The sequence below is a fragment of the Primorskyibacter marinus genome (genome assembly GCF_003313245.1).
Classification (GTDB): domain Bacteria; phylum Pseudomonadota; class Alphaproteobacteria; order Rhodobacterales; family Rhodobacteraceae; genus Primorskyibacter; species Primorskyibacter marinus.
Map to the genome: position 1 here is coordinate 399,547 of NZ_QJSD01000001.1, position 20,124 is coordinate 419,670.

A 20,124-nucleotide genomic window follows, 5' to 3' on the forward strand; every position below is an offset into this window, starting at 1 on the left:
TTCAATAAGAGTTGATCGGCAATTTTGGCAGGTCGCCACAGCGGAGTGCAACAAATGGTCGACTGGATCACCACCGATGGGCTGACCGATTACGAAGCGGCGGTCGCCTTCATGGAAGCCCGCGTCGCCGCCATTGCGGCGGGAACTGCCGACGAATGCGTCTGGCTGGTGGAGCATCCTCCGCTTTACACAGCCGGGACATCGGCCAAACCCGAAGACCTGACCGATCCGGACCGCTTTCCCGTCTACCAGTCCAAACGCGGCGGACAGTATACCTATCACGGACCCGGCCAGCGCGTCGCTTATGTGATGCTGGATGTCGGACGTCGGGGACGCGATGTGCGCCAATTCGTCAAGACGCTGGAAAACTGGGTCATCGCAACATTGGACGAATTCAACCTGCGCGGCCACATCCGCGACGGTCGGGTCGGTGTCTGGATCGAGCGCGACGACAAACCGTTGACCGCCACCGGTGCCAAACAGGAAGACAAGATCGCCGCCATCGGCATCCGACTGCGCAAATGGGTCAGTTTTCACGGCATTTCGATCAATGTCGAACCCGAGCTTGATGATTTCAGTGGCATCGTGCCCTGCGGCATCACCGAACACGGCGTGACCAGCCTGGTTGATCTGGGCCTGCCGGTGACAATGGCAGATCTCGACGTCGCCCTTCAGCACAGTTTTGACACGGTGGTGGGCAAGATCCCCGCTCGCCAAGGTCAGCCCGGCATTTGACTGGCCCGTACCAACAGAAAAAGAAAAGGCGCATCCCGCAATGCGCCTTTTATCTTCATGTGAAATCAGAAACGTTCAAAGAATGTTTGAAAAGGTCTTGGTTGTAAGATCGGGAACGGAATAAATCTGCTGTCGAAATGTCGTTCAGGCAAAAACGTGCCATAGAATGTCCGCGCGTCGCAGGCCAAGCCGCGCCAATGCGTCATCGTCCAGTGCCCGCAACCGCTCGACTTCGGCCCGGAGGGCATCGTGGCGTTCGTCGAACGGGGTTCTCAGAGAAAATCGCAGGGTGCGAAGAAAACCAACCAATCGATCAGCCATCCATATGGGGAAGGCCCGCGATACCGGTTTCAGACTGTCCTGATATGTCATCGTCATTCTTCTCCCCTGATTCAGGCCCGGTTTGGTCCGGACCCGGAGGTTGTGGCAGCAACCTGCGTTAACATTACATTAACAAATGCCCGAATTCACCGACAGTCAGGTTTTCCTGACTGTTCGCATGCACGAGGGTAAGGGAATCCATGCCCCTCGCCAGACCCGCCTGCGACAAAAATGTTTGATCTGCGTCAAAGTCTGACATTGCCCATGCCGCCACCGCATTCTAAAACGTGCATAGATTATCGGGGCGAGTGCGGGCTGTGCGCGCCCCTGTCACCATACCAGCAGGAGGCAAGACATGGCTGACGCCGCCATTCACGGCCACGAACATGAGGACGAGCGCGGTTTTTTCACGCGTTGGTTCATGTCGACGAACCACAAGGATATCGGGTTACTCTACCTGATCGTTTCCGGCCTTGCCGGATTCATCTCGGTAGCATTCACCGTCTACATGCGTTTGGAACTTATGGATCCGGGCGTGCAATACATGTGCATGGAAGGCGCGCGGCTGATTGCTGCGGCAGCCGGCGAATGTACGCCCAACGGGCATCTGTGGAACGTGCTGATCACCGGCCACGGCATCCTGATGATGTTCTTCGTGGTTATTCCGGCCCTGTTCGGCGGTTTCGGCAACTATCTGATGCCATTGCAGATCGGCGCGCCCGACATGGCGTTCCCGCGTCTCAACAACCTGTCCTTCTGGCTTTATGTCGCGGGCACCTCGCTGGCGGTCTGTTCGCTGCTGGCACCGGGTGGCAACGGTCAGGCGGGTTCCGGCGTCGGCTGGGTGCTTTACCCGCCCTTGTCGGTCCGCGAAGGCGGCATGTCGATGGATCTGGCGATTTTTGCGGTCCACGTTTCGGGTGCAAGCTCGATCCTGGGCGCGATCAACATGATCACCACCTTCCTGAACATGCGTGCCCCCGGCATGACCCTGTTCAAGGTGCCGCTGTTCTCGTGGTCGATCTTCGTCACCGCCTGGCTGATCCTGCTCGCGCTGCCGGTTCTCGCCGGTGCCATCACCATGCTGCTGACCGACCGCAACTTCGGAACCACCTTCTTTGATCCTGCGGGCGGCGGCGATCCGGTCCTCTACCAGCACATCCTGTGGTTCTTCGGCCATCCCGAGGTCTACATCGTGATCCTGCCCGGTTTCGGCATCATCAGCCACGTCATCGCGACCTTCGCGCGCAAGCCGATCTTCGGCTACCTGCCGATGGTCTGGGCACTGATCGCGATTGGCGCACTGGGCTTCGTTGTCTGGGCACACCACATGTACACCGTCGGCATGTCGCTGACCCAGCAAAGCTACTTCATGCTGGCAACCATGGTCATCGCGGTCCCGACAGGGGTCAAGATCTTCTCGTGGATCGCAACCATGTGGGGCGGGTCGATCGACTTCAAGACTCCGATGCTCTGGGCGTTCGGCTTCCTGTTCCTCTTCACCGTGGGTGGCGTGACAGGCATCGTTCTCAGCCAGGCAGGCGTCGACCGCGCCTATCACGATACCTACTACGTTGTGGCGCATTTCCACTATGTGATGAGCCTGGGTGCCGTGTTCGCGATCTTTGCGGGGATCTATTTCTACTTCCCCAAATTCACCGGCAAGATGTATCCCGAATGGGCAGGCAAGCTTCACTTCTGGGCCTTCTTCATCGGCGCGAACCTGACCTTCTTCCCGCAGCACTTCCTGGGCCGTCAGGGCATGCCGCGCCGCTATATCGACTATCCAGAGGCGTTCGCCACATGGAACGCAGTGTCGAGTTGGGGTGCCTTCCTGTCCTTCGCGTCTTTCGTGTTCTTCATCGGTGTCATGGTCTACTCTCTGCGCGCCGGAGCGAAATGCACCGCAGCGAATCCCTGGAACGAGTATGCCGATACGCTGGAATGGACCCTGCCCAGCCCGCCGCCCGAGCATACGTTCGAGATCCTTCCGAAGCAGGAAGACTGGGACAAGGGCCACGCGCATTAGTGGCAGCGCCCGACTGAGGCAATCGAAGGGCCCCGGACTTGATCCGGGGCCTTTTGCGTTTTGACACTCGATCCTGCGCCGCCTGATATTTCAGGACATCAGCGCGTCGAGCCCACACCCTCACTGCGCGCCGCCAGCCGTCCACGCCAACGGGTGCGGCAGAATGCCCATCGGCTTTGCAGCACTTAACATCGCGCTCAAACGTATTATTCTTGGCCCCATGCCCTATTCTTGGTCAGAAAATCCGCGCGCCACAGCCGAGACCGAACTGCGCCTCTGGCCGCACAACTCGCTTCCGCCCAAAGGATTCGCGGCGTTCATCCTCGCAACCTTTTTGCTGATCAGCATGCCACTCTTCGGTCTTTTGGGGACGGTCCTGCTATGGGGCCTTCTGCCTTTTGGCATGCTTGCCCTTGCGGGTTTGTGGTACGCGCTGCGTCGCAACGAGGCTGATCGCGAGATTCTCGAAACCTTGACGATCGGCGCGGACCGCATGCACCTGGTACGGAAAAATCCGCGCGGCGCAGACCAGGAATGGCAGTGCAACCCTTACTGGGCAAAGCTGAAAATGCATCCCAGAAATGGCCCGGTGCCGCATTATATCACCCTGTCCGGTGCGGGGCGCGAGGTTGAAATCGGCGCGTTTCTAAGCGAAGACGAAAGAAAGGCGCTTTACTCCGAACTCACAGACCGGATGCGGCGCATTACACCTTCTTAGGAAGATTATTCATGGCGCAGGCCCCGGCCTCTCCGAAATTGAAACGCGCGGCCCTTCTGGCCGCTGCGGCGGTGGTCGGCCCAAAACTGGCTGGCGGGGGCGAGGCTCAGGCCGCGTCCGAGCGCGCGGCGCTGCATTTGCGGGAAGCGGCACAGGGGCACGGATGGGCCGCTCCGCAACAGGTGGTGTTCCTGATCCCGCTGGTCGCACAGGACCATGTCGGTGACTGGCAAGCTGTGGTTCTGCGGCTCCACCTTACGCTAAGCAGCCTGATCGCGCAGGACAATCCAAACTGGCGCGCCGTGATCTGCTGTCAACAACGCCCCGCCCTGCCCGACGATCCGCGCATAAGCTACCTGCCCTTCGACGACCCGGCACCCGGTAATGACAAATGGCGCAAGCTGGCCTGTCTGTACGATCACCTGCCAAGCCTCGACATCAACGCGGGCTACGCCATGAGCTTTGATGCGGACGATCTGTTGCGCCAAGGCACCGTGGCAGAGATGCTGAGCCGGAACGTCAAAGGCGGCTATCTCGTGCAAGCCGGCTATGTGATGGATGCCAGCACGGGCGCGGTGGCGCTGGCGGATGCACCCGATCCAAGGCAACCCTTGCGCAAACCGTTCTGGAAACTCTGCGGTTCCTGCGCCGCGTTGCGGTTCGATCTGTCTTTGCCCGGCATGGTGGATTTTCTGCGCGAGATGACCCAGCACGAACATCGCATGTTTCCCTACCTTGCCCGTCTGGCCGGACAAAGGTTGCAGCCGCTATCGCGACCTTCGGTGCTGTATGTGCTGAATCATGGCGAGAATTTCGGTGCCCGCAGGGGCCGCGTCGGGTTCAAGACCCGTTTCGTTGTCCGATTTCAGATAGACGACCCGACCGAGCTGGCAGCGATCAAGGCCGATTTCCCGGCCCTCGACTCATAGGGACACCAGACCACCCTGCGCAGCGCAGTTAGGCCGACAGGCGTTTCTTGACCATCGGGCCGACTTCGCCAAAATCCATCTGTCCGGTATATTTGCCTTTCAGCACGGCCATCACCCGGCCCATATCACGGATTGAATCTGCGCCAACTTCCGACATTGCATCGTTGACGGCCTTCTCGACATCCTTGTCGGACAGTTTGCGCGGCAGGAATTCCTCGATCACTGCTATCTCGGCCATTTCCCGCTCTGCCAGATCCACGCGGCCACCCTCTTCGTAGGTGCGGGCGCTTTCCTGCCGTTGTTTTACCATTTTTCCAAGGATCGCAAGCACTTCGGAATCAGGCACCCCGTCATCTCCGCCTTCGCTCCGGGCTGCAATATCCTTGTCCTTGATTGCCGCATTGACCAGGCGCAGGGTCGAAAGTCGCATAGTCGCCTTGTCCCGCATCGCTTGTTTCATGGCGGAGTTGACCCGCGTCCGAAGTTCCATTGTCGATCCCATCCCCATGGTTTACGCGAAATCCGAAGATACCTAATCGACGCCCAAGGCGCAACCGCTGGATATTTCTTCTAACTTACTGAATTTACACAATATCATCTTGCCTCTTGCCACTTGACCACCGTCGCCAGCCCCCGTAGGTTCGCGCAAATCCACGCCAGAGAAAGAGTCGCGCCATGGTCTCCTCGTCCCATGCCAAGCCCACCGCCTGCCTCGCGCTTGCGGATGGAACGGTTTTTTACGGTCAAGGCTTTGGCGCTACCGGCGTCAAGGTTGCAGAGCTGTGTTTCAACACCGCCATGACCGGCTATCAGGAAATCATGACCGATCCCTCCTATGCAGGGCAGATCGTCACCTTCACCTTCCCCCATGTCGGCAATGTCGGCGTCAACCCCGACGACGACGAGACCGCGGATCCGGTCGCCGCTGGCATGGTCGTGAAATGGATGCCCACGCAATCCTCCAACTGGCGCGCCGCGCAAGAACTGGGCGATTGGCTGGCCTCCCGTGGTCGTATCGCCATTGGCGGCCTCGATACACGCCGCCTGACCCGTGCCATCCGCCAGCAAGGCGCGCCGCATGTCGCATTGGCACATGATCCAGACGGAAATTTCGACACTGACGCGCTGATCGCACAGGCGCGCGAATTTGCCGGGCTCGAAGGTGTTGACCTGGCCCGTGATGTGACTTGCGCACAAAGCTATCGCTGGGATGAGATGCGGTGGGCATGGCCCGATGGCTATGCCAAGCAAGAGGCCCCGCGTCACAAGGTCGTTGCCGTGGATTACGGTGCCAAGCGCAATATCCTGCGCTGTCTCGCCTCTGCGGGCTGCGATGTGACCGTGCTGCCCGCCACCGCCACCGCCGAGGAGATCATGGCGCATGACCCGGACGGCGTGTTCCTGTCCAACGGTCCCGGAGATCCCGCAGCGACCGGGGAATATGCCGTGCCGATGATCAAATCCCTACTGGAAAAACCCGACCTGCCGATCTTTGGCATCTGCCTGGGCCATCAGATGCTGGCACTGGCGCTTGGCGCACGGACCGTCAAGATGAACCACGGCCATCACGGTGCCAACCACCCCGTGAAAGATTACACCACCGACAAGGTCGAGATCACCTCGATGAACCACGGGTTTGCCGTCGACAGCCAGACCTTCCCGGAAGGCGTGGAAGAGACTCATGTTTCACTGTTCGACGGGTCCAATTGCGGGTTGCGTGTAAAGGACCGCCCGGTGTTCTCTGTTCAGCATCACCCCGAGGCCAGCCCCGGACCGCAGGACAGTTTTTACCTTTTCGAGCGGTTTGCGGATTACATGTCCGCCCGGTGAACGCCACTCTCTAAAGGTCGGTTAAGCCAACCTTAAGTTTCTACCGCCAAAACTTGAACGGTAGAAACCAGGGTGGCGGCTCAGCGATGAGTGAACCGAAGCTAGACCTTTCACGCGCGGAGCTTCCGGTTCAGCGTGGTCGCCCAGTGGGGCAAATGCTGCTGGAGGCAGGCGCGCTGGAAACCGGCGACCTGTTGAATGCGCTTGCAGAAAAAGGTCGCAGCGGCGCAAGGATTGCTCGCATCTGCGAGGCTGATGCCTTGGCGGATCCGTCGCAGATCGTGGCCGCGCAAGCGCGTCACTGGGGCGTCATGGCGCTTGACCGGGACGATCAGCCGCCCGATCCCGACCTGCGTGACATGCTCAGCGCCGAATTCTGTCTGGAACATCTGGTCCTGCCTTGGCTGCGCATCGGCAAGACATTGGTGATTGCCACCGCCCGCCCCGATGCGTTCGAAACGCTGCGCACGCATCTTCCCGACGGTATCGGCTCGGTCCAAATGGCTGTGGCCCATGAGGCCGACATCCATGCGGAAATTGCGGCGCGTCATGGCGCGGCCCTGATGCACGCGGCCGAAACGCGGGTCCGCGCCGACGAAAGCTGCCGGGACCTTGCTCTGATGACACCTCCCAGGGCCATTCTTGCCGGTCTACTGGGGCTTGGGGCGCTTTCGTTGCTTGCACTCATGCCGGGGCTGTTTTTCGCCTGCCTCGCAAGCTGGGCGATCGTCGCATTGATCCTGTCGGGCCTGTTGAAGGGCGCCGCCTTTGTCGCGCAGTTCCGCCACAGGCCGGTTCATCGTCACGACCCACCACCATTCCCATGGCCGACCGTTTCAGTAATGGTGCCATTATATCATGAGGATGACATTGCCGAAACGCTGGTCAGGCGGCTTTCACGTTTAACCTATCCGCGCGCCTTGCTGGATGTGGTTCTGGTGTTGGAGGCCAAGGACGACCGAACCCGCAAAGCGCTTATCCCGGCACTTTTACCACCCTGGATGCGGGTCATCGAAGTCCCCGGTGGCAGTGTCACCACCAAGCCGCGCGCGCTGAACTACGCGCTGGGATTCTGTCGGGGCGAGATTGTCGGCATATACGACGCCGAGGATGCCCCCGCCCCCGACCAGCTTGATCGGGTGGTGGCGCATTTCAACCGTGCCCCCGCAAAGACCGCCTGCCTTCAGGGCATTCTCGATTTCGACAACCCGCGCGCCAACTGGCTGTCGCGTTGCTTTTCCATCGAATATGCAAGCTGGTTCCGCATCCTGCTGCCGGGTTTTGCCCGCTTGGGATTTGCAATACCACTGGGAGGCACGACAGTATTCTTTCGTCGCAAGGCATTGGAGCATGTCGGCGGATGGGATGCCCATAACGTCACCGAAGATGCCGATCTTGGTTTTCGGCTGGCGCGCTACGGCTATCAAACCGAACTTTTGGCCTCGGTCACACGCGAGGAAGCCAACAACCGGTTTTGGCCCTGGGTCAAGCAACGCTCGCGCTGGCTCAAGGGATACATGATCACATATCTCACGCATATGCGCTCTCCCCGCAAACTCTGGCGAACTTTGGGACCGTGGAAATTCACCGGTTTTCAGGTGTTTTTCCTGACCACGATCAGCCAGTTTCTGCTGGCACCGATCATGTGGTCCTTCTGGCTGGTGCTGTTCGGCATGCCGCATCCGATGTCGGCGCTTCTGGACAATACTGGATTGCGGGTACTTACCGGTATTTTTCTGGCATCCGAGGCATTGGCGATTGTCATCGGACTTGCCGCAGTTGCGCGAACCCGACATCGCGGCTTGTGGATGTGGGTGCCGACGTTGTTGATCTACTACATGATGGGTTGGCTTGCCGCGACGAAGGCCGCCTATGAACTGCTTGTCCGGCCCTTTTACTGGGACAAGACCGCGCATGGTCATTCCCCCCCGGATGCCGGCCAAGATACCCCGTCCAGCTCAGCCCGACAAACAGGCGCGGCACCCTGAATTGACCAAGACGGAAACGCATGAAATGTCGAAACCAACGATCGCAGCACGTCCAGCCCGGTCTTTCCACGCTGTCGGCACGGGGCGGTTCGTCAATCGGTTACTCTTCTGCCAACCCCTGACTGTCCTGTTTCAGCCGTGTCACGAAAGCCGCTGAAATATGGTCGCGTAGCGCCGCGTAGGCCGCATCTTCATCGCGCCGGGCAATCGCATCGACAATCGCCAGATGCTCTTCAAGCGCATTGGCGCCCCGGCCCTCTGCCGCCAACGAGGTCGTCGCCATCAGCGCCATCGACCGGTAGACCAGATCAAGCTGCTGAACCAGATAACGGTTATGCGACGTCAGGTGGATCTGCTTGTGGAAGCGCCGATTGGTGCGCGCCAGTGCTGCCGGATCTTCCAGCAACGCGCGATCTTCGATCACCATATCGCGCAGAACCTGCACCTCTTCTTCGGTGGCATGGCGCGCAGCCAGCCGCGCGGCAAGGCCTTCAAGCTCTGTGCGCACGACATAAAGTTCTGCCATCTGGTTATGATCCAGCGACGCCACGATCAGACTGCGCCCGTCACGCGCCAACAGGGATTGCGTCTCAAGCCGCTGCAACGCTTCGCGAATCGGCGTCCGGGACACGCCGAACCGCTCTGCCAGATCACTTTCGACCAACCGGTCGCCTGGGCGAAACACGCCAACGTCGATCGCATCGAGGATCAACGAATAGGCATCCTTTTGCGGCGGTTTAATCTGGTTCATGGTGCAATCTTGTCCTCCGGGAATGCGCGTCAGGATAACCGCTTGCCGCAAGCAAGACCACCCATTGCGCGTATCTGCACATGCCTTTACCTTTCCCGTATGACACGCGCTGCCTTCTCTCATATCCGCCAATGGGTGTTCGATCTGGACAACACCCTGTACCCGCCCGCCGCCCGGCTTTTCGAGCAGATCGAAACGCGGATGACATCCTTTGTGATGTCGGCACTTGGGGTCGAGCAGGACCGCGCCGACCATCTGCGCAAACATTACTGGGCAACATATGGCACGACCCTGGCCGGGTTGATGCGCGAACATCAGGTCGATCCCGGCCCCTATCTGACGCAGGTTCACGACATTTCCTTCGACAGTCTCCAGCCTGATCCATACCTCTGCGAAACCATTGCCCGCCTTCCCGGCCGCAAGATCGTCTATACGAACGGCACCGCGCCCTACGCCGCACAGGTGCTCAAGGCCCGCGGACTGGAGGCCGCGTTCGATGCGATCTATGGCGTCGAAGAGGCGGGTTTTCTGCCCAAGCCCGAACGCGCCGCCTTTGAGACCGTCTTTGCGATGGACGGTATCACCCCTCGCACCGCCGCGATGTTCGAGGACGACCCGCGCAACCTTGCCGAACCTCATGCGATGGGGATGCGGACGGTTCATGTCGCCCCCGAACGCCTTGAGGCACCACATATCCAGCATCACACCGGTGATCTGACCGCGTTCCTGGCGCGCCTCACCTAGCGCCACAAAGGTAAAGCCCGATCTGTCGCATGGATGCCAGCTGCCCCCCGCGCTAGGTTTGCACGCAAGACGGAGGCGCGTATGAACTACGACATCTTGATCAGCGGTGGAGGTATCGCCGGGCTGGTGGCGGCTGCGGGTTTCGGGCAAGCCGGGTTTTCGGTGCTATGCGTCGATCCCGCAGCACCGATTACCGACCGAAATGCCGCCGGCTCCGACCTGCGCAGTACCGCTTTTCTGCAACCGGCTCAGACCTTTCTGGACCGGATTGGGCTTTGGGACAGGCTCGCCCCGCATGCCACGCCCCTGCAAGTGATGCGCATCGTTGATGCAGGCGGCCCAGACCCAGAGCCACGCCTCATCAAGGAATTTGATGCCTCAGATATTTCGGACAAGCCCTTCGGGTGGAACCTGCCAAACTGGCTGTTGCGCCGCGAGATCCTCGCAACGCTGAAAGATCTGCCCAATGTCAAATTTTGCCCCGGCATTGGGGCGACTGCCCTGTTCACCCGGATGGCAGAGGCACGCGTCACGCTCAGCGATGGCAATCGCATCCGCACCCGGTTGGTGATTGCCGCCGACGGACGCAATTCGCCGATGCGTGCGGCGGCGGGTATCCGGTCACACACCACCCGTTTCGGCCAAAAAGCACTGGCCTTCGCCGTCACACACCCGATCCCGCATGGCAATGTCTCCACCGAAATCCACAGAACCGGCGGCCCTTTCACGCTGGTCCCCCTGCCCGATTGGGAAGGCCGTCCCTCTTCCGCCATTGTCTGGATGGAGGAAGGGCCAAAAGCCAAGGCGCTGATGGACCTGGACGATCGCACCTTCGAAGAAGAAATGAGCTCCCGTTCATGCCACCTGTTCGGGCCGTTGAAACTGGCTTCGCGGCGGACGCTCTGGCCGATCATCAGTCAAAAAGCCGAACGGCTGTCGTCGGAACGGCTGGCACTGGTGGCCGAAGCCGCGCATGTCGTGCCACCCATCGGTGCGCAGGGCCTGAACATGAGCCTGAGCGACATCCGCACCCTGCTTGATCTGGCCGAAGCAGCACCAGAAACGCTGGGCAGTGCAAAGATGCTGGACAGCTATCATAACGCCCGCATCGGCGACATTCGCGCTCGCGTCGCCGGAATCACCCTGCTCAACCGTACGTCCATGCTGACGACCCCGCTTCTGCGCGACGCGCGGGCCGCCGGGCTTGGCGCGCTTTACGATCTCAAACCGTTGCGCCAATCGGTGATGCAACTGGGTCTCGGTGCCCGTCAGGGTTAAGCGCCCCGTTCACGGTCCTGCGCCGGGGGAGGTCGCCAAGGCGACCGGGGGCGCAAGCCCCTGCTGCGTGCGAACGCAAACTTTCCGGCGCGCCCCGCCAAGGGGCGCACCTTGCGGTCAAGCCCGGCAGCTTCAGGTCTTCGCCAGAACCGCGTCCAGTGCCGTTTCCAGACGTGCCACCGTGGCATCCACATCCGCCAGCTTATCCAGCCCGAAAAGCCCCAGACGGAAGGTCGAAAAACCTTCAGGTTCGTCGCATTGCAACGGCACGCCTGCGGCGATCTGCACACCTTCGCCGACAAAGGCCTTGCCCGACTGGATCTCCGGCGACGCGGTGTAGCTGACCACCACACCCGGCGCGGCAAACCCATCCGCCGCAACCGAGGCAATCCCGCGCGCAGCCAGCGCCGCCCGGACCTTGGTCCCCAATTCCCATTGCGCGTCACGCATCTTTGCGAAACCCAGCCGTTTGGTCTCTGTCATCGTGTCGCGAAAGGCCCGCAACCCGTCGGTCGGCATCGTCGCGTGATAGGCATGCCCGCCACTTTCATAGGCCTGCATGATCTGCCGCCATTTTTTCAGATCGATGGCAAAGCTGTCCGACGTCGTCTCGGCCATCCGCGCCTCGGCCCGTTCCGACAGCATCACCAGCCCCGCGCAAGGAGTCGAGGACCAGCCCTTTTGCGGTGCCGAGATCAACACATCCACGCCTGTCGACTTCATATCAACCCAGATGCACCCCGATGCAATGCAATCCAGCACCATCAGCGCGCCGACCTCATGTGCGGCATCGGCCATCTGTCGTAGATAATCGTCGGGCAGGATCACGCCCGAGGATGTCTCGACATGCGGCGCAAAGACAATATCGGGCCGGTCGGCACGGATGCGGGCCACCACCTCGTCGATGGGTGCCGGCGCAAACGGCGCTTGTGTTTCGTTGCCTGTGCGGCGCGCCTTCATCACGGTCGTATCATTGGCAATGCCGGACGCGTCGAAAATCTGGCTCCAGCGGAACGAGAACCAGCCATTTCGCACAACCATTACCTTGGCATCCTGCCCGAACTGGCGGGCCACGGCCTCCATCCCGAAGGTGCCGCCACCCGGCACCAGCGCCACGCCATCGGCATTATACACCTCGCGCAGCATCTCCGAGATGTCCCGCATCACCTGCTGGAACGCCTTGGACATGTGGTTGAGCGACCGATCAGTGAAGACAACCGAGAATTCAAGCAACCCGTCGGGATCGACGGTTTCAAGCAAAGCAGCCATTTGGACCTCCATAGCGTTTCGACAAGCGCTAGCAAGTCAGGCGCGGAATGGCAAAGCCTACCTGCGTCTCGGATGCGGCCACACCGTCACCCCAGCGGTCCGGGGCGTCTTTCCTCGCTCAGCAACACATTGGCATCGACACTGCCAACCCCCGGCAACGTCATCAGCCGCCGTCGCAACACGCGCTCGAAATCAGGAATGTCGCGCGCCACCACCCGCAAGCGATAATCATACATGCCCAACACATGTTCGACCGTCTGCACCTCGGGGATGGCCGCGACGACGCGTTCGAAATCTTCAAGGCTGATGCGGCCCTTGGTCGCCAGCTTGACCCCCAGAAACACCGTCACACTGAACCCAAGTGCCGCCTTGTCCAGATCCAATCGCACGCCGCGAAACACACCCGCCTCGCGCAATCTTTTGATCCGCCGCCAGGCGGCAGGTTGCGACAGGCCGAATTGCCGGCCCAGGGCACCCGCACTGGCCTGCGCATCCTGCGCAAGGGCGCGGATCAACCCGCGATCAATCTCGTCCAGGTCCATCATAACGGCAGCGTCTCATCCGTTTTCAGCCGCGCCACATGCATCAGCGCATCCAGATCCGAGATATGCGGCAAGGTCAGGATGCGGCTGCGATAGACATCCTGATAATGCCCCATGTCGCGTGCGATCACCGAAAGGCGCACATCGACCTGTCCCAGAAAGGTCTGGATCTCGATCACTTCCGGAACCTCGCGCGCAGCCTCTATAAAATCGTCAAAAGCGCGGGCCTGGGTCTTGTCCAGCGTCACGCGCAAGCTGACCTCGACCGTGTAGCCCAGAACCGGCCAGTTGATCTCGGCCCGCGCGCCGCGCAGCACCCCGCGCGCGCGCATCCTCTCCAATCGGCGCGCCAAAGTGCTGGACGTGACCCCTGCCCGATCCGCCAGATCGGCCGCGGCCGTTTCCGGCGCGGCCTGAAAGTGCCGCAGAATGCGTCTATCAATATCGTCAAGCATGATTTTTTCGCACTTACCCAGATTGACGAATGGAACTTCCTACAATTCGCAAAATATCGCGAATAACGCAAACACTATCGCGGAAGGATGGGTAGAGTACGCTCAAGAACAAACTCCAAGGAAGGATTCCTCATGCGCGTTTACTATGACCGCGATTGCGACATCAATCTCATCAAGGACAAGAAAGTGGCCATTCTGGGCTACGGCTCGCAAGGCCATGCCCACGCGCTGAACCTGCGCGATTCGGGTGCCAAGAATGTCGTCGTCGCCCTGCGCGAAGGCTCTCCCTCTGCCGCGAAGGCCGAAGGCGAAGGCCTCAAGGTCATGGGCATCGCCGAAGCTGCGGCCTGGTGTGACCTGATCATGTTCACCATGCCCGATGAGCTTCAGGCCGACACTTACAAGAAATACGTCCATGACAACCTGAAAGAAGGCTCCGCCATTGCCTTTGCCCACGGTCTTAACGTGCATTTCGGCCTGATCGAGCCCAAGCCCGGCGTTGACGTCATCATGATGGCCCCCAAAGGCCCCGGCCACACCGTGCGCGGCGAATACACCAAGGGCGGCGGCGTGCCCTGCCTCGTGGCCGTTGACAATGACGCCACCGGAAAGGCGCTGGAAATCGGCCTGTCCTATTGTTCCGCCATTGGTGGCGGTCGCTCCGGCATCATCGAAACCAACTTCCGCGAGGAATGCGAAACCGACCTGTTTGGCGAGCAAGCTGTTCTGTGTGGCGGTCTGGTCGAGCTGATCCGCATGGGTTTCGAGACATTGGTCGAGGCAGGTTACGAGCCCGAAATGGCCTATTTCGAATGCCTGCACGAGGTGAAGCTGATCGTGGACCTGATCTACGAAGGCGGCATCGCCAACATGAACTACTCGATCTCCAACACCGCCGAGTATGGCGAATATGTCTCCGGCCCGCGCATCCTGCCCTATGCCGAGACGAAGGCGCGGATGAAAGAGGTGTTGACCGACATCCAGACCGGCAAGTTCGTGCGCGACTTCATGGTAGAAAACGCCGTTGGCCAGCCGTCCTTCAAGGCGACACGCCGCATCAATGACGAGCACCAGATCGAAGCCACCGGCGAAAAGCTGCGCGGCATGATGCCCTGGATCTCTGCCGGCAAGATGGTCGACAAAGCAAAGAACTGATCTGATCCACAAGATCAGCGCGAAGGGGTGCCCCTTGTCGGGTGCCCCTTTTTCGTTCCGCCGCGCCAATGCCTCGGTTCACTGGCTGAGATTTTGGAGCCCACGAAAAGCCCACAAGGTCATCGCATGACGCAACCTGCCGAGATCACTTCGAAAAGCTGGTTCATGGTGCTTGCCCTGGGCCTGGTCTGGGGGGCGACCTTCCTTGTCATCGAACTGGCGCTGCAAGGCATCACCCCCATTTGGCTGGCCGCCGCGCGGATCGCTTTTGCCGCCGCCCTGACGGTGGCCGTCTGGGGCTTGCGCGGCTTTCCTTTATTCCTGACCGAACAGAAAGACTGGCCCGCCCTTGCCTTTGCCGGAGCGTTCAGCGCCGCCATTCCGTTCGCCCTGCTAAGCTGGGGACAGCAATTCGTCACATCGGCATTTGCGGGCGTGTCGATGGCGGCGGTAGCGCTCATGGTTTTGCCACTCGCGCATTTTCTGGTGCCCGCAGAGCGCATGACGCTGCGCCGCACAATCGGATTTCTGGTCGGCTTTGCCGGCGTCGCCGTGTTGATCGGCGGACAGGCATTTGCCACGACCGGCGCGGCATTGGAGCCTTGGGGTCGTGTCGCCTGCCTTGGGGCCGCCGCTTGCTACGCGATCAGTTCTGTCATGATGCGACGGCTGCCACCGATCGACGGCATCGGGCTGGCCGCGATGCCCCTGATCTTCGGAAGCCTCTTTGTTGTGCCGATGGCATGGATCGCAGAAGGACCGCCGCCACTGCCCGACAGCCAAACCCTGCTTCTGCTTGCATTGCTGGGCCTGATCCCCACGGCGGGCGCAAACCTGTTGCGGGTGCTGGTGATCCGCAGCGCCGGGCCGGTCTTCATGAGCCTGACCAACTACATCGTGCCGCTTTGTTCGGTCACGCTTGGTGCCCTGCTACTGGGCGAGTCGCTGCACCGATCCCTGCTTCTGGCGCTTGTGCTGATCCTGACAGGCGTGGCGCTGAGCCAATACGGTGCCTTGCGCCGCATGTTCCGGCGCGCCGGCGAAAAAACCGGCTGAGGCGCTGGGGTTTCGTGTTCTTTGAGCAGTGCTTTTGGAGACATGATGGATGCGAGGGGCCAGCCCCTCGCGCTCCCCGGAGTATTTTCGCCAAGAAGAAGGGGGCCGGACCGATGTGGCCGGGTTTGATATGTCGCGCAGACCTTAAATGACGGCCTCGACAGAAGCGACGACGTCATTCACCACCCGGTCAAGCAGCCCCTCGTCTTCGGATTCCGCCATCACCCGGATCAGCGGCTCGGTTCCCGATTTGCGGATCAACAGACGGCCATTGCCTTTCAGGTCCGCTTCGGCCGCAGCGATGGCCTGCTGTACGCTGGCAGCTTCCAAAGGGGCACGGTCCGCGGCGAAGCGCACATTCTTGAGCATCTGCGGCACCGGTTCGAAATTCCGCGCAAGTTCGCTGGCGCTTTTGCCGGATTTCACCATCGCCGCGAGAAATTGCAAGCCTGCCATCAGACCGTCCCCGGTGGTGGCATAATCCGTCATCACGATATGGCCCGACTGTTCGCCGCCCAGGTTCCAGCCGCCACGGCGCATCGCCTCGACCACATAACGGTCGCCCACCGCGGTGCGTTCCAGCCGTAACCCGCGCGCGTCGAGGAACCGTTCCAGCCCCAGATTGGACATGACCGTTGCGACCAGAACGCCATCGCGCAACCGCTGTTCCTCGGCCCAGCGAGCGGCCATCAGCGCCATGATCTGGTCGCCATCGGCGACTGTGCCGGTCTCGTCAATGATCATCACCCGGTCGGCATCGCCGTCAAGGCAGATACCGACATCCGCCCCATGTGCGACCACGGTTTCCGCAGCGATGCGCGGCTTGGTCGATCCGCAATCGTGATTGATGTTCTTGCCATTGGGTGACACGCCGACCGGAATCACGGTGGCCCCCAGTTCCCACAGGACTTCGGGTGCTGCGCGGTAGGCAGCGCCGTTGGCACAATCCACAACGACTTTCATCCGGTCCAGCGAAAGACCTTGCGGCAACGTCGATTTCACGCGTTCCTGATAGCGGAAGCGGCCATCGTCGATCCGGCGCGCCCGGCCGATCTCGTCCGCCGGAGCGACATCGACGCCCGACGCGACCATCGCTTCTATTTCCGCTTCGGCCTCATCCGACAGTTTGAAACCGTCCGGCCCGAAGAACTTGATACCGTTATCCTGGCTGGGATTGTGGCTGGCGGAGATCATGATCCCCAGATCGGCGCGCATCGACGGCGTCAGCAACCCCACTGCAGGCGTCGGCACCGGACCCAGCAGCAGCACGCTCATACCCGTAGAGGTCAGCCCGGCAGTCAGCGCGTTTTCGAACATATAGCCCGACAGGCGCGTGTCCTTGCCGATCACCACGCGATGAACGCCGTCCTTGTCACGACGAAAGTAGCGCCCGGCGGCGGCCCCGATGGCCAGCGCCATTTCTGCGGTCATCGGATGGCTGTTGGCCCTGCCCCGGACACCGTCCGTGCCGAATAGCTTACGCCCCATGCTGCTCTCCTTGTTCTATTGCCGACCAGAGCGCCAGTGCCTGCCGTGTCTCATCCACGTCATGTATGCGCAGGATCTGCACGCCTTGCGCCGCCCCTGCCAGTGCCACGGCAACCGAGCCTGCGACCCGCGCGCCCGCCTCGGCCGTGCCGCCAATCGTGCCAACGAATTTCTTGCGCGATGCGCCCAGAAGAATGGCGCAGCCCAGCCCGTGAAACAATGCGATGCCGTTCAGCAGTGTCAAATTATGGGTCTGCGTCTTGCCAAATCCGATCCCCGGATCGACGACGATACGTCCCCGCGGCACACCGAGTTGTTCCAACCGGTCTATGCGGGCAGCAAGAAAATCATACACATCCAGCAACACATCGCCGTAGCGCGGATCGTCCTGCATGACCTCTGGGTCGCCCTGGCTGTGCATCACGCAGACCGGCAGCTTCGTGCGCGCGACATACCCCGCCATATCGGCATCATGGTCCAGCCCCGAGACATCGTTGACCAGCCCGGCACCAGACGCGACGGCCTGTTCGGCAACGCGCATTTTGCGTGTGTCGATGGAGATCGGGCCGATACTTGCCTTTGTCAGCGCAGCGATCACAGGCGCGGTGCGGGCGATTTCTTCTTCGATCGGCACGGGTTTGGCACCGGGGCGGGTGGATTCGCCGCCGATGTCGATCAGATCGGCACCCGCCTGCTGCATGGCGGTCGCATGGCAGATCGCGGCATCGAAACCGTCATGTCGTCCGCCGTCGGAAAAACTGTCAGGCGTGACGTTGAGAATGCCCATCAGACGCGGCCTGTCCAGGGCCAGCCCGGCCACATCCGCACGCGGCGCGGAAATCATGTGCCGCCAATCCTCGGGCACGTCGGCCAGCGATACGCGTTTCCGCGTTCCGTCGCGCAGCCGCATCTCGGCCTCGCAGAACCAATAGGGGCCGCCCGCTACGTCAAGCGCAGTGTCAGGGCGTGGGCCGTTACGGCAGATCAGCGGTCGGTAATATGCGTTCATGGGTCTTGAATGCGTCACACTCACGGGCTTGGCAAGAGATCAGAACAGCTCTGCCCCCTTGGTGAGCGCTCGCACCGGCACGGGCGCATCGCCGGGCGGAGTTTCGCCGATCACCAGCATTTCGCAGGCACCTAGCAGCCCCGAAAACCATGCTGCAAGCGCAACGCCTTCGCTGTGCTGTGTGACCGGGCCGTCCACCGCGTCCAGCACGATCTTCGAAGGAGCCCATACACAGATCTGACCATTCTTCATCGCCCAGTCGAGCTCTGTCCGGGTTTCCACCACGACGCAGCGTCGATCAAGCCCTGCAAGCACCCAGCCATTCTGCTCGATAGCGAGCAGATCGATTCGACGTTGCGCGAGAGGCGCGCCCGCAACCGGTCCGACCTGATCCGGGACACCGACACAGAAGATCAACGGCGCGTCAGACGCCACCAATTTGTCGATCATCTTGCCAAGATCCGGATCGGCCATCGCCGCGTTGGACAGATAGACAACGCGCGGATGCGGAATATCATCCGGCAAGGGCCGCCTTGCCGAACTTTCACGCCGGGCGCGGACGATTTCCACGCCCAGGGCACCGGGACCACGGTCCAGCTTTTCGATGCGAACAAAGACGCGGATGGCCTGTGGCTCCAGGAGGATCCGCTCGGCAATGCGTTCTGCCAGGGTTTCCAGAAGATTGAGGCGTTCAGCACTCAGCTCGTGAGCGATGGCCTCGGTCACACGGTCATAGGAAAGAATGCGGTCCACGTCGTCATCGACATCGCCAGTCAGCGGCTGGACCTCGACCACGACATTGAAACAGATGCGCTGCGTGGTGCCGCGTTCTGCCTGAAAGGCACCGATCTCGATCTCGGCAATATGGTCGCGCAGCGAAATGCGGTCCAGCGGAGCGTGATCGGAACTCGCCTCTGCGCGTTCCTGTGGATGGGCAAAGGCAAGACGGACTTCGTTTGACATGCGCGAGACGCTCCGGTGTAGCAATAAAGTTGTGTCACATGAACAGAGCAGACGGGCAAGCGCGAATACCGGATGGCGGATCAGCCGCCCAAAACGGCGGCCTCGATGATCAGTTGCTGGAGATCTGCGTGCCCCGGCGGTAGAAATGATGCACGCCGATTGTCGCGGTCCGGGCAAATTTGCGCGCCCATTTCGGGCTGACGGCAGAGGTGTGATAGAATGTGGCACCATCCGTCAGATCCCGCGGTGCGCCGTCCAACACCGCGCGCGCGACCTTGCCGACGCGGCGGAATGCGGCTGGTTCGCCGATATGTTCAGCGACGCCATCACAGGTATAGGTGAACTGGCAGGCGAATTTACGGCCAGTGCCCTGCTTGATCACACCGCAAACCGAATCGGGATAACGCGCACTGTCGACCCGGTTCATAATGACTTCGGCCACCGCGAACTGCCCCTTCAGCGTCTCGCCCCGCGCCTCGAAGTAAAGCGCCTCGGACAGACAGCGCCATTCCGGACCGCCCTGGGTTGACGGTTGGCTGGCAAGCCAATTGTTGCTGTAACTGATCTCGTTCGGCGCAGGCTTGTAGGTCTCTGTCACAGAGGCCGGTGCCGGCGTGACCATCCACTTCAACCGGGCGCGGTTTACACCCTGAAGGCTGGTTTTTTCCAGCCGGATCAATTCATGTGCAGCGTTGGAACTCAATTCCGCCAATGCGGGTTGAGTTGTCAGAAATGCAGCGGTAAATGCAAATGTCAGGCAGCGAAACATCGGTCAGGTCCTCAGCAGGGCAGCAGGTGATCACGGGCGCTGCCGCGATCAAACGACGTGTGCCTAAAGAATTTGTCTAGATCCGTCCAGCTTAC

Annotated in this window: 20 protein-coding genes; 10 read left to right on the forward strand and 10 right to left on the reverse strand. The window is 60.8% G+C overall.

Features of this window, described 5'->3' with window-relative positions:
• The first annotated feature begins 54 nt into the window (after positions 1 to 54).
• The gene (lipB, locus tag DMZ65_RS01905; RefSeq protein WP_116597194.1) at positions 55 to 735 is read left to right on the forward strand and encodes a lipoyl(octanoyl) transferase LipB; all 681 of its coding nucleotides are present in this window, start codon (positions 55 to 57) and stop codon (positions 733 to 735) included.
• Between the two features lie 144 nt (positions 736 to 879).
• On the opposite strand, the gene DMZ65_RS01910 is transcribed toward lipB, so the two are convergent.
• Positions 880 to 1,113: a hypothetical protein gene (locus DMZ65_RS01910; RefSeq protein WP_157960540.1), complete on the reverse strand. Its 234-nt coding sequence runs from the start codon at positions 1,111 to 1,113 to the stop codon at positions 880 to 882.
• 298 nt (positions 1,114 to 1,411) lie between these two features.
• On the opposite strand from DMZ65_RS01910, the gene ctaD reads away from it, so the two are divergent.
• The 3 genes from ctaD (at position 1,412) to DMZ65_RS01925 (ending at position 4,732) form a co-directional block, all read left to right on the forward strand.
• Positions 1,412 to 3,085 carry a cytochrome c oxidase subunit I gene (gene ctaD, locus DMZ65_RS01915; RefSeq protein ID WP_116597196.1) on the forward strand — a complete coding sequence of 558 codons (1,674 nt, stop codon included), beginning with the start codon at positions 1,412 to 1,414 and terminating at the stop codon, positions 3,083 to 3,085.
• Positions 3,086 to 3,248: 163 nt separating this feature from the next.
• Positions 3,249 to 3,803: a DUF2244 domain-containing protein gene (locus DMZ65_RS01920; RefSeq protein ID WP_438942693.1), complete on the forward strand. Its 555-nt coding sequence runs from the start codon at positions 3,249 to 3,251 to the stop codon at positions 3,801 to 3,803.
• A gap of 11 nt (positions 3,804 to 3,814) precedes the next feature.
• The gene (locus DMZ65_RS01925; protein WP_116597198.1) at positions 3,815 to 4,732 is read left to right on the forward strand and encodes a hypothetical protein; all 918 of its coding nucleotides are present in this window, start codon (positions 3,815 to 3,817) and stop codon (positions 4,730 to 4,732) included.
• A 28-nt stretch (positions 4,733 to 4,760) separates the two neighbouring features.
• On the opposite strand, the gene DMZ65_RS01930 is transcribed toward DMZ65_RS01925, so the two are convergent.
• Complete coding sequence (locus DMZ65_RS01930) at positions 4,761 to 5,222, reverse strand: GatB/YqeY domain-containing protein (RefSeq protein WP_116597199.1); 462 nt, start codon at positions 5,220 to 5,222, stop codon at positions 4,761 to 4,763.
• Between the two features lie 185 nt (positions 5,223 to 5,407).
• Here DMZ65_RS01930 and carA point away from each other — a divergent pair, with 185 nt between their 5' ends.
• Together carA and DMZ65_RS01940 are read left to right on the forward strand one after the other, a co-directional pair.
• Positions 5,408 to 6,562, forward strand: coding sequence for a glutamine-hydrolyzing carbamoyl-phosphate synthase small subunit (gene carA, locus DMZ65_RS01935; RefSeq protein ID WP_116597200.1), 1,155 nt, complete (start codon positions 5,408 to 5,410; stop codon positions 6,560 to 6,562).
• An 86-nt stretch (positions 6,563 to 6,648) separates the two neighbouring features.
• The gene (locus DMZ65_RS01940; RefSeq protein WP_232824852.1) at positions 6,649 to 8,550 is read left to right on the forward strand and encodes a glycosyltransferase family 2 protein; all 1,902 of its coding nucleotides are present in this window, start codon (positions 6,649 to 6,651) and stop codon (positions 8,548 to 8,550) included.
• Between the two features lie 100 nt (positions 8,551 to 8,650).
• Here DMZ65_RS01940 and DMZ65_RS01945 read toward each other — a convergent pair whose 3' ends face one another.
• Complete coding sequence (locus DMZ65_RS01945) at positions 8,651 to 9,301, reverse strand: GntR family transcriptional regulator (protein WP_116597201.1); 651 nt, start codon at positions 9,299 to 9,301, stop codon at positions 8,651 to 8,653.
• 99 nt (positions 9,302 to 9,400) lie between these two features.
• On the opposite strand from DMZ65_RS01945, the gene DMZ65_RS01950 reads away from it, so the two are divergent.
• Both DMZ65_RS01950 and DMZ65_RS01955 read left to right on the forward strand, forming a co-directional pair.
• Entirely contained in the window at positions 9,401 to 10,045 is a 645-nt protein-coding gene (locus DMZ65_RS01950) for a pyrimidine 5'-nucleotidase (protein ID WP_116597202.1), read from the forward strand.
• An 81-nt stretch (positions 10,046 to 10,126) separates the two neighbouring features.
• A complete protein-coding gene (locus DMZ65_RS01955) occupies positions 10,127 to 11,323 on the forward strand; it encodes a UbiH/UbiF family hydroxylase (RefSeq protein WP_116597203.1) in 1,197 nt (398 codons plus the stop codon).
• A gap of 132 nt (positions 11,324 to 11,455) precedes the next feature.
• On the opposite strand, the gene DMZ65_RS01960 is transcribed toward DMZ65_RS01955, so the two are convergent.
• The 3 genes from DMZ65_RS01960 to DMZ65_RS01970 form a co-directional block, all read right to left on the reverse strand.
• The gene (locus DMZ65_RS01960) at positions 11,456 to 12,592 is read right to left on the reverse strand and encodes an aminotransferase class V-fold PLP-dependent enzyme (RefSeq protein ID WP_116597570.1); all 1,137 of its coding nucleotides are present in this window, start codon (positions 12,590 to 12,592) and stop codon (positions 11,456 to 11,458) included.
• Positions 12,593 to 12,678: 86 nt separating this feature from the next.
• Positions 12,679 to 13,137, reverse strand: a complete 459-nt coding sequence (locus DMZ65_RS01965) for an Lrp/AsnC family transcriptional regulator (protein ID WP_116597204.1) — start codon at positions 13,135 to 13,137, stop codon at positions 12,679 to 12,681.
• On the reverse strand, positions 13,134 to 13,589 hold the full coding sequence (locus DMZ65_RS01970) for an Lrp/AsnC family transcriptional regulator (protein WP_116597205.1): 456 nt from the start codon (positions 13,587 to 13,589) through the stop codon (positions 13,134 to 13,136). Before DMZ65_RS01970 ends, DMZ65_RS01965 begins: the two co-directional genes overlap by 4 nt.
• A gap of 132 nt (positions 13,590 to 13,721) precedes the next feature.
• Here DMZ65_RS01970 and ilvC point away from each other — a divergent pair, with 132 nt between their 5' ends.
• The gene (gene ilvC, locus DMZ65_RS01975) at positions 13,722 to 14,744 is read left to right on the forward strand and encodes a ketol-acid reductoisomerase (RefSeq protein WP_116597206.1); all 1,023 of its coding nucleotides are present in this window, start codon (positions 13,722 to 13,724) and stop codon (positions 14,742 to 14,744) included.
• 126 nt (positions 14,745 to 14,870) lie between these two features.
• Positions 14,871 to 15,800, forward strand: coding sequence for a DMT family transporter (locus DMZ65_RS01980; RefSeq protein WP_232824853.1), 930 nt, complete (start codon positions 14,871 to 14,873; stop codon positions 15,798 to 15,800).
• A gap of 144 nt (positions 15,801 to 15,944) precedes the next feature.
• Here the strand turns inward: DMZ65_RS01980 and glmM are convergent, their stop codons facing one another.
• The 4 genes from glmM to DMZ65_RS02000 all read right to left on the reverse strand — a co-directional run bounded on the left by glmM (position 15,945) and on the right by DMZ65_RS02000 (position 20,029).
• Positions 15,945 to 17,288, reverse strand: coding sequence for a phosphoglucosamine mutase (glmM, locus tag DMZ65_RS01985; RefSeq protein ID WP_116597207.1), 1,344 nt, complete (start codon positions 17,286 to 17,288; stop codon positions 15,945 to 15,947).
• Positions 17,278 to 18,297: a dihydropteroate synthase gene (gene folP, locus DMZ65_RS01990; RefSeq protein ID WP_116597208.1), complete on the reverse strand. Its 1,020-nt coding sequence runs from the start codon at positions 18,295 to 18,297 to the stop codon at positions 17,278 to 17,280. The genes glmM and folP overlap by 11 nt, the downstream gene beginning before the upstream one ends.
• 39 nt (positions 18,298 to 18,336) lie before the next feature.
• Positions 18,337 to 19,260 (reverse strand): dihydroneopterin aldolase, encoded by a 924-nt coding sequence (locus tag DMZ65_RS01995; RefSeq protein WP_116597209.1) that lies wholly within the window; start codon positions 19,258 to 19,260, stop codon positions 18,337 to 18,339.
• Between the two features lie 109 nt (positions 19,261 to 19,369).
• On the reverse strand, positions 19,370 to 20,029 hold the full coding sequence (locus DMZ65_RS02000; RefSeq protein ID WP_116597210.1) for a cell wall hydrolase: 660 nt from the start codon (positions 20,027 to 20,029) through the stop codon (positions 19,370 to 19,372).
• Positions 20,030 to 20,124 lie beyond the last annotated feature (95 nt).